Origin of the sequence: Azospirillum argentinense (genome assembly GCF_000632475.1) — a bacterium.
Classification (GTDB): domain Bacteria; phylum Pseudomonadota; class Alphaproteobacteria; order Azospirillales; family Azospirillaceae; genus Azospirillum; species Azospirillum baldaniorum.
This window is the reverse complement of record NZ_CP007794.1, coordinates 548,266-561,491: the sequence shown is the minus strand read 5'-3', so window position 1 is coordinate 561,491 and position 13,226 is coordinate 548,266. Positions and strand designations below refer to the sequence as shown.

Sequence of the window (13,226 nt, the reverse complement as noted above, 5' to 3'; positions counted from 1 at the left end):
ACGCTTTCAGGGAACGAGAGACAAGCATGGCCGCCACGACCGAAACCGTCGAACAGGTCCGCGCCGTCACGGAGCAGAAGTACAAGTACGGCTTCACGACGGACATTGAATCGGATGTCGCACCCAAGGGCCTGAACGAGGACATCGTCCGCTTCATCTCCGCCAAGAAGGAGGAGCCGGAATGGCTTCTCGAATGGCGCCTGAAGGCGTTCCGCGTCTGGCAGGAAATGGAGGAGCCGCGCCACTGGGCGAAGCTGTCCTTCCCGCCGATCGACTATCAGGACGCGCACTACTACGCCGCGCCCAAGATGAAGGATCGCCCAAAGTCTCTGGACGAAGTCGATCCTGAACTGCTGAAGACCTACGAGAAGCTGGGCATCCCGCTGCGCGAGCAGGAGATCCTGGCCGGCGTCGAGGGGGCCGAGGGCAAGAGCCCGGCCATCGCCGTGGACGCCGTGTTCGACAGCGTGTCGGTCGCGACCACCTTCAAGGCCAAGCTGGAGGAGATGGGCATCATCTTCTGCGCGATCTCCGAGGCCGTGCACAAGTGTCCGGAGCTGGTCCAGAAGTATCTCGGCTCGGTCGTGCCCTACACCGACAATTTCTACGCGACGCTGAACTGCGCGGTCTTCACCGACGGCAGCTTCGTCTACATTCCGAAGGGCGTGCGCTGCCCGATGGAGCTGTCCACCTACTTCCGCATCAACCAGGCCAACACCGGCCAGTTCGAGCGGACGCTGATCATCGCCGACGAGGGCAGCTACGTCAGCTATCTGGAAGGCTGCACGGCGCCCCAGCGCGACGAGAACCAGCTGCACGCCGCAGTGGTCGAACTGGTCGCGCTGGATGACGCGCAGATCAAGTACTCCACGGTCCAGAACTGGTATCCGGGCAACGCGGAGGGCGTCGGCGGCATCTACAACTTCGTGACGAAGCGCGGCGCCTGCCGCGGCCGCAACTCCAAGATCTCCTGGACCCAGGTGGAGACCGGTTCCGCCATCACCTGGAAGTACCCGAGCTGCATCCTGCAGGGCGACAATTCGGTGGGCGAGTTCTATTCGGTCGCCATCACCAACAACTTCCAGCAGGCCGACACCGGCACCAAGATGATCCACATCGGCAAGAACACCCGTTCGACCATCGTGTCGAAGGGCATTTCCGCCGGACGGGCGCAGCAGACCTACCGCGGGCTGGTGAAAATCCTGCCGAAGGCGGAGGGTGCCCGCAACCACACCCAGTGCGACAGCCTGCTGATCGGCGACCAGTGCGGCGCCCACACGGTGCCCTACATCGAGAACCGCAACCGCACCGCCCGCGTCGAGCACGAAGCGACGACCGCCAAGATCAGCGAGGACCAGCTGTTCTACTGCCGCCAGCGCGGCCTGTCGGAAGAGGACGCCGTGTCGCTGATCGTCAACGGCTTCTGCAAGGAAGTGCTGAAGGAGCTGCCCATGGAGTTCGCCGTGGAAGCCCAGAAGCTCGTCGGCATCAGCCTCGAAGGCAGCGTCGGCTGACCGCCCACCGTATCGCGAAGGAAGAAGAAACGATGATCGAGATCAAGAACCTGCACGCCACGGTGGACGGCAAGGAAATCCTCAAGGGCATCGACCTGACGATCAACCCGGGTGAGGTGCACGCCATCATGGGGCCGAACGGCTCGGGCAAGAGCACGCTCAGCTACGTGCTGGCCGGCCGCGACGGCTATGAGATCACCGAGGGCTCGGTGAGCTTCTTCGGCAAGGACCTGCTGGAGATGGAGCCGGAGGAGCGCGCCGCCGCCGGCCTGTTCCTGGCCTTCCAGTACCCGGTCGAGATCCCCGGCGTCGCCAACACCACATTCCTGAAGTCCGCCCTGAACGCCATCCGCAAGCAGCGCGGCGAGCCGGAGCTGGACGCCATGCAGTTCCTGAAGCTGGTGCGCGAGAAAACCAAGGCGCTGAACATGACCGACGAGATGCTGAAGCGCGCGGTCAACGTCGGCTTCTCGGGCGGCGAGAAGAAGCGCAACGAGACGCTCCAGATGGCCGTCCTCCAGCCGAAGTTCGCCATCCTCGACGAGACCGACAGCGGCCTGGACATCGACGCGCTGAAGATCGTGGCCGAGGGCGTGAACGCGCTCCGCTCGCCGGAGCGGTCGATGCTGGTCATCACCCACTACCAGCGCCTGCTCGACTACATCGTGCCGGACCATGTCCATGTGCTGGCCTTCGGCAAGATCCAGCGCTCCGGCGGCAAGGAGCTGGCGCTGGAGCTGGAGAAGAACGGCTACGCCGAGTTCGGCGTGAACGAGGCGGCCTGACCATGGCGACGACAACCCTCACCAAGGCACCGCGGGGCTACGACCCGGCGGCGGCCAAGCCCTTCCTGGAGCAGTTCGACCGGGTCAAGGACGGCCTGCCCGGCACCGGCCTGTCCTGGCTGACCGACCTGCGCAGCCAGGGCCGTGACCGCTTCGCCGCGCTCGGCCTGCCGACCGTCAAGAACGAGTCCTGGCGCTACACCAATCTGCGCGCGCTCGACAAGCTGGCCTTCCAGCCGGCGGCCGTGACCGGCGAGGCCGTCCGCTTCGACGTGCTGCCGACCGTGCGCACGGAGGGCACGACCGGACCGCGGCTGGTCTTCGTCGATGGGCGCTTCCGGGCGGAGCTGTCCTCGACCGCCGGCCTGCCGGCGGGGGTCGAGCTTCTGAACCTCGCCGACGCCCTGACGCGCAAGCCCGATCTGGTGGCCGAGCATCTGGGCCGCATCGCCGCCCCGGACGATCAGCCGCTGGTCGCGCTGAACACCGCCTTCCTGGCGGATGGCCCGGTCCTGCATGTGCCGCGCGGCGTCACGGTGGACGAGACCATCGAGCTGGTCTTCGTCTCCGTCGGCTCCGAGGCGCAGCCGACCGCCTTTCACCCGCGCGGCCTGATCGTCGCGGAAGCGGACTCCCGCGCCGTGATCGTCGAGCATCACGTCGGCCTGGGCTCCTGCACCACCCTGTCGAACGGCGTGACCGAGGTCTTCGTCGGCGCGGGGGCGTCGGTCCACCACTACAAGGTCCAGCGCGAGCACGCGGAGTCCTTCCACCTGTCGCACACCGCGGCGAAGGTGGCCGGCAAGGGCGTCTACGACAACTTCATCCTGACCATCGGCGCCAAGCTGTCGCGCAACGAAGTGAACAGCGTCCTGGACGGCGAGGAAGGCGACACGCATGTCAGCGGCGCCTACATGGTGCGCGGCAGCCAGCACGTCGACACCACGACCTTCATCGACCACGCCAAGCCCTGCTGCACCAGCCGCGAGGTCTACAAGGGCGTGATCGACGATCAGGCCCGTGCCGTCTTCCAGGGCAAGATCATCGTCCGCCCCGACGCGCAGAAGACCGACGGCTACCAGCAGAACCGCGCGCTCCTGCTCTCCGACACCGCGGAGATCGACGCGAAGCCGGAACTGGAGATCTACGCCGACGACGTGAAGTGCAGCCACGGCGCCACGGTGGGCGAACTGGACGACGACCAGCTCTTCTACCTGCGCGCCCGCGGCATCGACAAGGATACGGCGCGCGGCCTGCTGATCGGCGCTTTCCTGTCCGAAGCGCTGGAGGAGATCGCTGAGGAGAGCGTCCGCGACGCCTTCCAGAGCTACGTCGCCAACTGGCAGAACGCGCGCTGAGGAGGGACCCGGATATGGACACCCAGATCACCCTCCCCACCTTCGATGTCGAGCGCGTCCGCGCCGACTTCCCCATTCTGTCGCGCACCGTGCACGAGCGGAAGGGCAAGCCCGGCAAGCCGCTCGTCTATCTGGACAGCGCCGCCTCCGCGCAGAAGCCGCGGCAGGTCATCGACGCCATGACCCGCTTCCTGGAGGAGGATTATTCCAACATCCACCGGGGCGTCCATTTCCTGTCGCAGACCGCGACCGACCAGTTCGAGGAGGCCCGCCGCAAGGTCGCCCGCTTCCTGAACGCCCCGTCGGAGCGCAACATCGTCTTCACCCGCAGCGCGACCGAGGCCGTCAACCTCGTCGCCCACAGCTATGGCCGGACCTTCCTTTCGGAAGGCGACGAGATCATCGTCTCGGTCATGGAGCACCACGCCAACATCGTGCCGTGGCAGCTCCTCCAGATGGACAGGGGCATCCGCATCCGCGTCGTCCCGGTGGACGAGCATGGCGTGCTGGACCTGAACGCCTTCGAGGACCTGCTGTCCGATCGCACGAAGCTGGTGGCGATGACCCACTGCTCCAACGTGCTGGGCACGGTGACTCCGGCCAAGATCATTGCCCGCATGGCGCACGAGCGCGGCGTGCCGGTGCTGTTCGACGGCAGCCAGGCCGCGGTGCACGGCGTGGTGGACGTACAGGACATCGACGCCGACTTCTACATCATGACCGGCCACAAGCTGTACGGCCCGACCGGGACCGGCGTGTTGTACGGAAAGTACGATCTGCTGAAGAAGATGCCCCCCTACCAGGGCGGCGGCGACATGATCGAGAGCGTCAGCTTCGAAGGCACCACCTTCAAGGCCCCGCCGGCCCGCTTCGAGGCCGGCACCCCGGCGATCACCGAGGTGATCGGTCTGGGCGTGGCGCTGGACTACATGGAGACGCTGGGCCGCGAGGCCATCGCGGCGCACGAGCACGACCTGCTCCAGTACGCCACGCAGCAGCTTTCCCAGATCGACGGCCTGCGCGTCTACGGCACCGCGCCGGGCAAGGGTCCGATCATCTCCTTCACGCTGGAGGGCGTGCACCCGCACGACCTCGGCACCATCGTGGACCAGTACGGCGTCGCCGTCCGCGTCGGCCGCCACTGCGCGGAGCCGCTGATGGACCGTTTCGGTGTCGGCGCCACGGCGCGGGCCAGCTTCGCCCTTTACAACACGCGGGCGGAAGCCGACGCTCTGGTCGAATCGGTGATCGCGGTGAAGGAGTTCTTCGGAGCATGATGGACGAACTGCGCGAGCTGTACCAGGAGGTGATCCTGGACCACGGCAAGAACCCCCGGAACTTCCGGCATCCCGACGATGCCAACCGGGAGGCCAAGGGGGAGAACCCCATGTGCGGCGACCGCTTCATGGTCTACCTGAAGCTGAAGGACGGGGTGGTCGAGGATGTGGCCTTTCAGGGCCGCGGCTGCGCCATCTCCACCGCCAGCGCGTCCATGATGACCGAGGTGGTCAAGGGCAAGACCGAGGCGGAGGCCAAGGCCCTGTTCGAGACCTTCCACGACCTCTGCACCAAGGACGACCACGACCACGGCGACCACGGCCCGGTGGACGAGGACGCCATGGAACGACTGATGGTGCTGTCCGGCGTCCGTCAGTTCCCGGTGCGCGTGAAATGCGCCACCCTCGCCTGGCACGCGATGAACGCGGCCATCGAAGGCGAGGACAAGGCGAGCAGCGAGTAAGTTGCAGGAAACGGTGAAACGCGATGCCCGATGACGCGATCTCCAAGGAAGCCGACGCCGCGGAGGCCAAGCCGATGAACCAGACCGAAGCGGACATGGCCGCGGCCAAGGCCGCCTACGATCCGCGCGCCGCGTTGAGCGAGGCGGTGATCTCGGCGCTGAAGAGCTGCTACGACCCGGAAATCCCCGTGGATATCTGGGAACTCGGGCTGATCTACCGCGTCGACATCGGCCCGAACAACGAGGTCGAGATCGACATGACCCTGACCAGCCCCATGTGCCCGGTGGCCGGCGAACTGCCGATGCAGGTTCAGCAGGCGGTTGAGTCCGTCGAGGACGTCACCACATGCAAGGTAGAGCTGGTTTGGGAACCGCCCTGGCGCCAGGACATGATGTCCGAGGTCGCGCGGGTCCAACTGGACATGTTTTAAGGAGGCGAAGATCCCCCATGGCTACGGCTTCTACGGCTTCTCTCCCCAAGGCCCTCTCCATCACCGACGCCGCCGCGGAGCGCGTGCGGATGCTGATAGCCAAGGCGACCGACGACTACATCGGCCTGCGCATCGGCGTGAAAGCGAAGGGCTGCTCCGGCCTCAGCTACGACGTGCAGTACGCCAAGGAAAAGATGAAGTTCGACGAGGTGGTGGAGGATAAGGGCGTCACCGTCCTGATTGACCCCGCCGCCGTGATGTTCCTGATCGGCAGCGAGATGGACTACGTCGACGACAAGTTCCAGACCGGCTTCGTCTTCAAGAACCCGAACGAGAAGGGCCGCTGCGGCTGCGGCGAGAGCTTCCACGTCTGAGGTTGCGGATCGCCGTTGAAAAAGCCCCTGTACTGTTTGGACAGGGGCTTTTTTTATTCGTCAGGCCAATGCATGGCGCCGTGAATGATGCGGAGAATGGCAACGGCATCGTCCGTTCCGTCTCCATCGATCAGATAGACGATGATGTAAGGCAGGCCAGGAACCACCAGTTCCCGCGTTCCTGGGACACGTCCGGTCCGCCCGATCCTGGGCGTGCCGCCGATGCGCTCAACAGCGTCCAGTACTTTGCGGCCAACGATCCCCGCTGCGCCAGGATTCCGCTGCTCGATCCACTCACAAATGCCAAGAAAGTCGTTCCGCGCCGGTTGTGTCCAGCGAGGTTGCTTCATCGAGCTTGGCCATAGCGGCGTTCGAAATCCGCGATGACATCGCTATGCTCGACCGTCTCGCCGGCCCGCCAAGCGGTGATGCCGTCCTGAACCGCCGCTGCAAACTGTTCTTCGGTGCGGACAAAGGCCTGCAACGCCTGTTCGATCAAAACATCCTTGGACCAGCCATGCTCGTCCGCAAGCCGTTGCAGGCTGGCGTTGAGGTCCTCGCTGATTTCGGCATTCACACGAACGGTTTTGCCCATCGTCCACCTCCACGCTCCATGATAGTCACGCTCCACATCGCCGACAAGCGCGGCACCGTTGTTTCCCGTTGGGGAACACCCCCTGTCCAACGGCACTCCGCGTCCCCACTCTCCATGCTAGAGTCCGTCTCCGCGACGCCGACACGGCCAAAACAAGGTTAGAGAAAAGCCCCATGGACAAAGGCACGCCCAAGGCCATCCGCCTGCAGGACTATCGCCCGCCCGCGCATCTGATCGACACGGTCGATCTGTTCTTCGACCTCGGCGAGGAGGTGACCACGGTCCGCGCGCAGCTCGGGCTGCGGCGCAACCCGGCGTGCGACGGCGCGGCGGCGCTGCCGCTGACGCTGGACGGGCAACGGCTGGAACTGATGTCCGTGGCGCTGAACGGGCAGCCGCTGGGCGATGCCGATTACACCGTCACGCCGGACCATCTGACCGTCCACAGTGTGCCGGAGACCTTCACGCTGGAAACCGTCGTCCGCATCAAGCCGCAGGAGAACACCGCGCTGGAAGGGCTCTACAAGTCCTCCGGCAACTTCTGCACCCAGTGCGAGGCGGAGGGCTTCCGCAAGATCACCTATTTCGCCGACCGGCCCGACGTGATGGCCCGCTACACCACCACGATCACCGCGGACAAGGCACGCTATCCGGTGCTGCTGTCCAACGGCAACCTCATGGAATCCGGCGACCTGCCCGACGGGCGCCACCGCGCGGTGTGGGAGGATCCCTTCCCCAAGCCCTGCTACCTGTTCGCCCTGGTCGCCGGCACCCTGGTGCACCAGGAGGACCGTTTCCGCACCGCGTCCGGCCGCGACGTCACCCTGCGCATCTATGTCGAACCGGGGAACGAGGACAAGGTCGACCACGCCATGCGCTCGCTCATCAAGTCGATGCGCTGGGACGAGGAGGTGTTCGGGCTGGAATACGACCTCGACATCTTCAACATCGTCGCGGTCGGCGACTTCAACATGGGGGCGATGGAGAACAAGTCCCTCAACGTCTTCAACACCAAATACATTCTGGCGAAGCCGGAGACCGCCACCGACCAGGACTTCCTGGGCATCGAGGCGGTGGTGGCGCACGAGTATTTCCACAACTGGACCGGCAACCGCGTCACCTGCCGCGACTGGTTCCAGCTGTCGCTGAAGGAAGGTCTGACCGTCTTCCGCGACCAGGAATTCTCCAGCGACATGAATTCGCGGGCTGTCAAGCGCATCGCCGACGTGCAGCGCCTGCGCACCGTGCAATTTCCCGAGGATTCCGGCGCCATGGCGCATCCGGTGCGCCCGGACAGCTATGTGGAGATCAACAACTTCTACACCCCCACGGTCTACGACAAGGGGTCGGAAGTCATCCGCATGTACCACACGCTGCTGGGGCCGCAGGGCTTCCGCAAGGGCATGGACCTGTATTTCCAGCGTCACGACGGGCAGGCGGTCACCTGCGACGACTTCGCGGCGGCGATGTCCGACGCCACCGGCGTGGACCTGACCCAGTTCAAGCGCTGGTACCGGCAGGCCGGCACGCCGGAACTGGACGTCACCGGCGCCTATGACGAGGCGGCCAAGACCTACCGGCTGACCGTCAAACAGACCGTGCCGCCCACCCCCGGGCAGCCGGTGAAGGAGCCGATGCACATCCCGCTGGTCATGGGGCTGCTCGGTCCGGACGGGGCGGACCTGCCGCTGCGATTGACGGGCGAGGCGGAACCCGCCGGCACCAGCCGCACCCTGCACATCACCGAGGCCGAGCAGACCTTCACGTTCGTCGACGTGCCGGCTCGCCCGGTTCCGTCGCTGCTGCGCGGCTTCTCCGCCCCGGTGAAGCTGCGGGCCGACCTGACGGACGGCGACCTGACCTTCCTGATGGCCAACGACAGCGACGCCTTCAACCGCTGGGAGGCCGGGCAGACGCTGGCGACCCGGCTGCTGCTCTCCCTCGTCGCCGACCGGCAGGCCGGGCGGGAGCTGGCGCTGCCCCGGAGCTTCATCGACGCGGTGGGCGCCGTCCTCAAGGACGCCGACCAGGACCCGGCCTTCGCCGCGCAGGCCCTGGTGCTGCCGACGGAGAGCTACCTCGGCACGCAGATGGAGGTGATCGACCCCGACGCCATCCACGCCGTGCGCGAGTTCGCCCGCCGCCGGCTGGCCGAAGCGCTGCGGCCGGGCTGGCTCGACACGCACCGCCGCAACGCGGGCAACGAGCCCTTCTCGGTGGACGCCGCCGCCATCGGGCGTCGGGCGCTGAAGAATCTCTGCCTCGCCTACCTGATGGCGCTGGAGGACGAGGAGGCGCTCGGCCTCTGCCTCGGCCAGTATCATGGCGCCCAGGCGATGACCGATGTGATGGCGGCGCTCCAGTTCCTCAGCAATTCCAACGCGCCGGAGCGGGACGAGGCCATCGCCAGCTTCTACGAGCGCTGGAAGGGCGAGGCACTGGTTGTCGATAAGTGGTTCGGCGTGCAGGCGACCTCGCACCGGCCCGACGCCCTGGAGCGGGTGACGGCGCTCCTCGCCCATCCCGCCTTCGAGATCCGCAATCCGAACAAGGTCTACGCCCTGATCGGCGGCTTCGCGGGCGGCAACCCGGTGCGCTTCCACGACACCAGCGGGGCGGGCTATCGCTTCCTCGCCGATCAGGTTCTTCGGCTCGACCCGATGAATCCGCAGGTGGCAGCGCGCATGGTCGGTCCTTTCTCGCGCCTGCGCCGCTACGACGCGACGCGACGCGCCCTGATGAAGGCCGAACTGGAGCGCATCGTCGCCACGCCGGGCCTGTCGCCGGACGTCTTCGAGGTGGCGAGCAAGAGCCTGGAGGCGGCCGGCTGATTGGAAGAGGCCTGATGAAAAAGGAAAGGGCCGGAGGGTTTCCCCTCCGGCCCAACCGTACCCCCGCGCCGAAACGCGGGCGTCTTTACTTCTGCTCGGCCAGGAAGGCGACCAGATCGTCCACCTTGCCGGCGTCCTTGATACCGGCGAAGGCCATCGTGCCACCCGGAACGACTTCCTTCGGGGCGGTGATGTAGGCCTTCAGGTTGTCCGGGGTCCAGGTCAGACCACCGGCGGCCTTCTCCTGCATCGGCTTGGAGTACTTGAAGCCGTCGATCGAGGCGGCCGGGCGGCCAACGACGCCGAACAGCGACGGGCCGACCTTGTTCTTGCCCTGCTCGGCGGTATGGCAGGCCATGCACTGCTTGAAGACGTCCTTACCGGCGGCGGCATCAGCGGCCTGCGCGGCGCCCGCGCCCATGGCAATGCCGGCGATCAGAGCGGCGCCCAGGATATGCTTGTTCATTGGTCAGATTCCCCCTTCCGGATGAAGCCGGCGTTCGGATGCCGGCAGGTTCGGGCGCAGCATACACATTCTGTGGTTAAGGCCAACCCCCCAACGTGTCGCGCCCACAGCACAAACACCAAATACGGGTTATTTCATCCAGGCGAGAAGAAGGACAAGAACGGCCACCACGACCAGCGCCGCCCAGGGCACATAGAAGCCGCCGCGCCCCCGGGCGGCGGGAAGCGGAATGGGGATTTCCGGCGCGGGCGCCGCGACGGCGGGCGTCACCGGTTGTGGAGCGGCAGCGCTCCTGGCAGCACTCTGGGCAGTGGGCCTCGCAACGGCGTCGGAGACCGGTGCGGCGGCCATCTCGGGGGCTGGTCCGGCAACCGGTTCGGAAACCGCTTCCGGCTGCGGTCCGCCGACCACCGCCGTGAAGCGGTTGAAGAAATCGTCGGCCATCTTGCGCGCCGTGGCGTCCACCAGGCGTGAACCGATCTGCGCGAGCTTGCCGCCAACCGTGGCGTGGGCGGTGTAGGACAGCACCGTCGCCGCCTCGCCGTCCGGTTCCAGCGAGACCTTGGCGCCGCCCTTGCCGAAGCCGGCGGCCCCGCCGGAGCCTTCGCCGGTGATGGTGTAGCCGTTGGGCGGATCGAGGTCCGACAGCGTCACCTTGCCGGAGAACTTGGCGCTGACCGGTCCCACCTTGGCGACCACTTTCGCGGTGAATTCCGTGTCGGAGGTCTTCTGCACCTCCTCGCAGCCGGGAATGCACTGGCGCAGAATGTCCGGGTCGTTCAGCGCCGCCCACACCTTGTCCCGCGGGGCCGTGATGCGCTGGCTGCCGCTCATGTCCATGACGTGGTCCTCCCCTGCTTTTTTTTCACAGCCAAGCCATAGCCGGACGATACGGCAAGGCCGCAACCGGCGACAGTCCCCCTTTCAGCCAGGACGGGACGGTTCACCGCGGGGCGGGCGGCACACAGTTCTGGACGATCGGCGTGCAGGCGGACAGCGAGGCGTTGCCCGGGTAGGACACCTGCTCCACCACCCCGCCCGGCCCCAGGACGAAGGTGGCCTCGCACATGCCGGGAGACGAAGAACCGAGAGGGAGCCCGAATCCCAACCCGACACCGACGCCGCTGGAACCGCCGCCTCCGAAACCGCCGACGCCGATGCTGCTGCCGCCGAGCGGACTGATCGCCACGCCGGGGTCGGAGACGTAGGTGTAGTATTCCCGTCCGCCGGCCTGGGCCTGCCGCGCCGGAACCCCGGCGCAGGCGAGCAGCCTCTCCTTCGGCATGCCCACCAGTTCGGTCTGGGCGCGCCGGGCGATCTGCGGGTCCGGCCCGGTGGCGCAGGACGCCAGAAGCGCCCCGGCCATGCCCAGAAGCGCCACCGTCCCACCATGCCGAAGCGTCATGACCCTACCCTCCCCTGCAGCATCGCACGACTGGCACAACCCCGCCCACCGCTTGCGGTTCCCGGAGAAAGCCGGCTACCTAAACCGGAGCGTGCTTACTGCCGGTCCGGCCATCACCCGGCGCCGATCCCCGGGGCCGAATGGCTGGTTTCGGATGTGAGGACGCTTTGACGGTTGATGGAACGGAGGATCGTGGTATGACTGACAATGGTATGGTTTCGACTAGCGACGGTTCTGCGATGACCACGGTCTACCTTGCGCTCGGCAGCAATCTCGGCGACCGCGCCGCCAATCTGGCGGCCGCGCAGCAACGGCTCGCCCCGCAGGTCCGCATCACGCTGACGTCGCCCGTCTACGAAACCGCACCGATGTACGTGACCGACCAGCCGGCCTTCCTGAACATGGTGCTGCGCGCTCAGACGGCGCTCGGCCCGTGGGAGCTTCTCCGCCACCTCAAGGCTGTCGAGGCGGAGATGGGCCGTGATCTGGACGGCGGCCTTCGCTTCGGGCCGCGCCCCATCGACATCGACATCCTGTTCTACGGCGAGTTGGTGATGTATGCGCCGGAGCTGGAGATCCCCCATCCCCGCATCGCGGAGCGCGCCTTCGTCCTGGCCCCGCTGGCCGACATCGCCGGCGGCCTCCAGCACCCGGCCATCGCGCGCAGCGTCGACGATCTTCTGGCCACCGTGCCGGGCCGCGACACGGTGGTCCGCACCGGCACGGAGCTTCCGGTAACGGTCTGACCTTGCCGAAAGGACGGGCGCCTGCGCTATAGTGGGCGCGGCGCAGCGACGAGGCGGCCGCCACCCGCCAGGAGATGTCTTTTTTGCCCAACGATCCCGTTTCCCGACCCCTCGGCGCCGATGTTTGCGGCGCGGCGGCGACCTACACCATCCTGCTGCGCGACTTCACCGCCTCAGTGTCGATCGCCGGACGGCCCGGGCGGCCCACCGTCCATATCAGCCTGGAGTTGAAGGTCAGCCACCCCGGCCTGAGCTTCCCCGACGACATCACCGCCGTCATGTCCTACGAGGACATCGTGGAGGATCTGCGCCGCCTGTGCGCGCAGGAAGCCGTGCCCGGCCCCGACTATCTGGCCGATCAGGCCGCCGCCCTGTGCCTGGCCCACCCGAAGGTGCGCCAGGTGCGCGTCGACGTGGAACTGCCATCCCTGCTTCCCGACACCGCCGGGGCCGGAGTGACGATCACGCGGAACCGCGACGCGGACAACTGACCCCGACAGCACTCTCCCTTCGCGGTACCTCCCATGCCGGTATAGGCATCCTTGCGATGTTCAGGCATGAACACTCAGCGCTTTCTTACCCTTGCATAGACCGAGACAGTTTATTTCGCGATGCAGCATCATTGCGAAATACCGTATCTTCCGTAAAATAGAATCGACGCCGCCTCAAGGCCGGCCGGAATGCACAGGGAGGGTAACATGGACCATTTGACGGCTCCGACCCTGTCGGAAATCCTGGACGAGCCCATCATCGTCGCCCTGATGAAACGGGATGGGATGACCGCCGAGACGCTCCGGCAACTTCTCGATCAGGTCGGGCGGAACTTGCGCGACCGCGAGGAGCAGCTGGCCGCCTGAACGGCGAAATCCGGCACGGCGAAACCCGGCAGCCCGAGCGAATCCAGCTCATGCATCTGCCGGACCGGCGGCGCGTCCGACCGAGGCGGACCGGCTCGGATGCCGAGGTGCACCCGGTGAAGG

The 13,226-nt window shown here is 66.4% G+C and carries 16 protein-coding genes; 11 read left to right on the top strand and 5 right to left on the bottom strand.

Translation table 11 applies throughout. The features are described 5' to 3' along the window. The first annotated feature begins 26 nt into the window (after window positions 1-26). The 7 genes from sufB to ABAZ39_RS16695 are packed head-to-tail and all read left to right on the top strand — an operon-like array spanning window position 27 to window position 6,203. On the top strand, window positions 27-1,514 hold the full coding sequence (sufB, locus tag ABAZ39_RS16725) for a Fe-S cluster assembly protein SufB (RefSeq protein WP_014197137.1): 1,488 nt from the start codon (window positions 27-29) through the stop codon (window positions 1,512-1,514). Between the two features lie 32 nt (window positions 1,515-1,546). Then, window positions 1,547-2,299, top strand: coding sequence for a Fe-S cluster assembly ATPase SufC (sufC, locus tag ABAZ39_RS16720; RefSeq protein WP_040134065.1), 753 nt, complete (start codon window positions 1,547-1,549; stop codon window positions 2,297-2,299). A 2-nt stretch (window positions 2,300-2,301) separates the two neighbouring features. Further along, window positions 2,302-3,657 carry a Fe-S cluster assembly protein SufD gene (gene sufD, locus ABAZ39_RS16715; protein ID WP_051658195.1) on the top strand — a complete coding sequence of 452 codons (1,356 nt, stop codon included), beginning with the start codon at window positions 2,302-2,304 and terminating at the stop codon, window positions 3,655-3,657. Window positions 3,658-3,671: 14 nt separating this feature from the next. Continuing rightward, window positions 3,672-4,934, top strand: a complete 1,263-nt coding sequence (locus ABAZ39_RS16710; protein ID WP_040134064.1) for a cysteine desulfurase — start codon at window positions 3,672-3,674, stop codon at window positions 4,932-4,934. After that, on the top strand, window positions 4,931-5,398 hold the full coding sequence (sufU, locus tag ABAZ39_RS16705) for a Fe-S cluster assembly sulfur transfer protein SufU (RefSeq protein ID WP_014197141.1): 468 nt from the start codon (window positions 4,931-4,933) through the stop codon (window positions 5,396-5,398). Before ABAZ39_RS16710 ends, sufU begins: the two co-directional genes overlap by 4 nt. Before the next feature lie 23 nt (window positions 5,399-5,421). Next, window positions 5,422-5,829 (top strand): iron-sulfur cluster assembly protein, encoded by a 408-nt coding sequence (locus ABAZ39_RS16700; RefSeq protein WP_014197142.1) that lies wholly within the window; start codon window positions 5,422-5,424, stop codon window positions 5,827-5,829. Between the two features lie 17 nt (window positions 5,830-5,846). Further along, window positions 5,847-6,203, top strand: coding sequence for a HesB/IscA family protein (locus tag ABAZ39_RS16695; protein ID WP_040134063.1), 357 nt, complete (start codon window positions 5,847-5,849; stop codon window positions 6,201-6,203). A 53-nt stretch (window positions 6,204-6,256) separates the two neighbouring features. Here ABAZ39_RS16695 and ABAZ39_RS33750 read toward each other — a convergent pair whose 3' ends face one another. Together ABAZ39_RS33750 and ABAZ39_RS16685 are read right to left on the bottom strand one after the other, a co-directional pair. Continuing rightward, window positions 6,257-6,553 carry a type II toxin-antitoxin system RelE/ParE family toxin gene (locus tag ABAZ39_RS33750; RefSeq protein WP_040134062.1) on the bottom strand — a complete coding sequence of 99 codons (297 nt, stop codon included), beginning with the start codon at window positions 6,551-6,553 and terminating at the stop codon, window positions 6,257-6,259. Beyond that, window positions 6,550-6,798: a CopG family ribbon-helix-helix protein gene (locus ABAZ39_RS16685; protein WP_103039095.1), complete on the bottom strand. Its 249-nt coding sequence runs from the start codon at window positions 6,796-6,798 to the stop codon at window positions 6,550-6,552. Before ABAZ39_RS16685 ends, ABAZ39_RS33750 begins: the two co-directional genes overlap by 4 nt. A 173-nt stretch (window positions 6,799-6,971) precedes the next feature. On the opposite strand from ABAZ39_RS16685, the gene pepN reads away from it, so the two are divergent. Then, the gene (gene pepN, locus ABAZ39_RS16680) at window positions 6,972-9,629 is read left to right on the top strand and encodes an aminopeptidase N (protein ID WP_040134060.1); all 2,658 of its coding nucleotides are present in this window, start codon (window positions 6,972-6,974) and stop codon (window positions 9,627-9,629) included. A gap of 85 nt (window positions 9,630-9,714) precedes the next feature. On the opposite strand, the gene ABAZ39_RS16675 is transcribed toward pepN, so the two are convergent. The 3 genes from ABAZ39_RS16675 to ABAZ39_RS16665 all read right to left on the bottom strand — a co-directional run bounded on the left by ABAZ39_RS16675 (window position 9,715) and on the right by ABAZ39_RS16665 (window position 11,500). After that, window positions 9,715-10,095 carry a c-type cytochrome gene (locus tag ABAZ39_RS16675; RefSeq protein ID WP_014197150.1) on the bottom strand — a complete coding sequence of 127 codons (381 nt, stop codon included), beginning with the start codon at window positions 10,093-10,095 and terminating at the stop codon, window positions 9,715-9,717. Between the two features lie 129 nt (window positions 10,096-10,224). Beyond that, on the bottom strand, window positions 10,225-10,935 hold the full coding sequence (locus tag ABAZ39_RS16670) for an SRPBCC family protein (RefSeq protein ID WP_040134059.1): 711 nt from the start codon (window positions 10,933-10,935) through the stop codon (window positions 10,225-10,227). A 103-nt stretch (window positions 10,936-11,038) separates the two neighbouring features. Continuing rightward, window positions 11,039-11,500, bottom strand: a complete 462-nt coding sequence (locus ABAZ39_RS16665; protein ID WP_040134058.1) for a hypothetical protein — start codon at window positions 11,498-11,500, stop codon at window positions 11,039-11,041. Window positions 11,501-11,739: 239 nt separating this feature from the next. Between ABAZ39_RS16665 and folK the strand changes: the two genes are divergently transcribed. The 3 genes from folK (at window position 11,740) to ABAZ39_RS36550 (ending at window position 13,103) form a co-directional block, all read left to right on the top strand. Then, the gene (gene folK / locus ABAZ39_RS16660) at window positions 11,740-12,246 is read left to right on the top strand and encodes a 2-amino-4-hydroxy-6-hydroxymethyldihydropteridine diphosphokinase (RefSeq protein ID WP_040134057.1); all 507 of its coding nucleotides are present in this window, start codon (window positions 11,740-11,742) and stop codon (window positions 12,244-12,246) included. Window positions 12,247-12,329: 83 nt separating this feature from the next. After that, the gene (locus ABAZ39_RS16655) at window positions 12,330-12,737 is read left to right on the top strand and encodes a dihydroneopterin aldolase (protein WP_247874871.1); all 408 of its coding nucleotides are present in this window, start codon (window positions 12,330-12,332) and stop codon (window positions 12,735-12,737) included. A 207-nt stretch (window positions 12,738-12,944) separates the two neighbouring features. Continuing rightward, entirely contained in the window at window positions 12,945-13,103 is a 159-nt protein-coding gene (locus tag ABAZ39_RS36550) for a hypothetical protein (protein ID WP_175428731.1), read from the top strand. The last annotated feature ends 123 nt before the right edge of the window (window positions 13,104-13,226 follow it).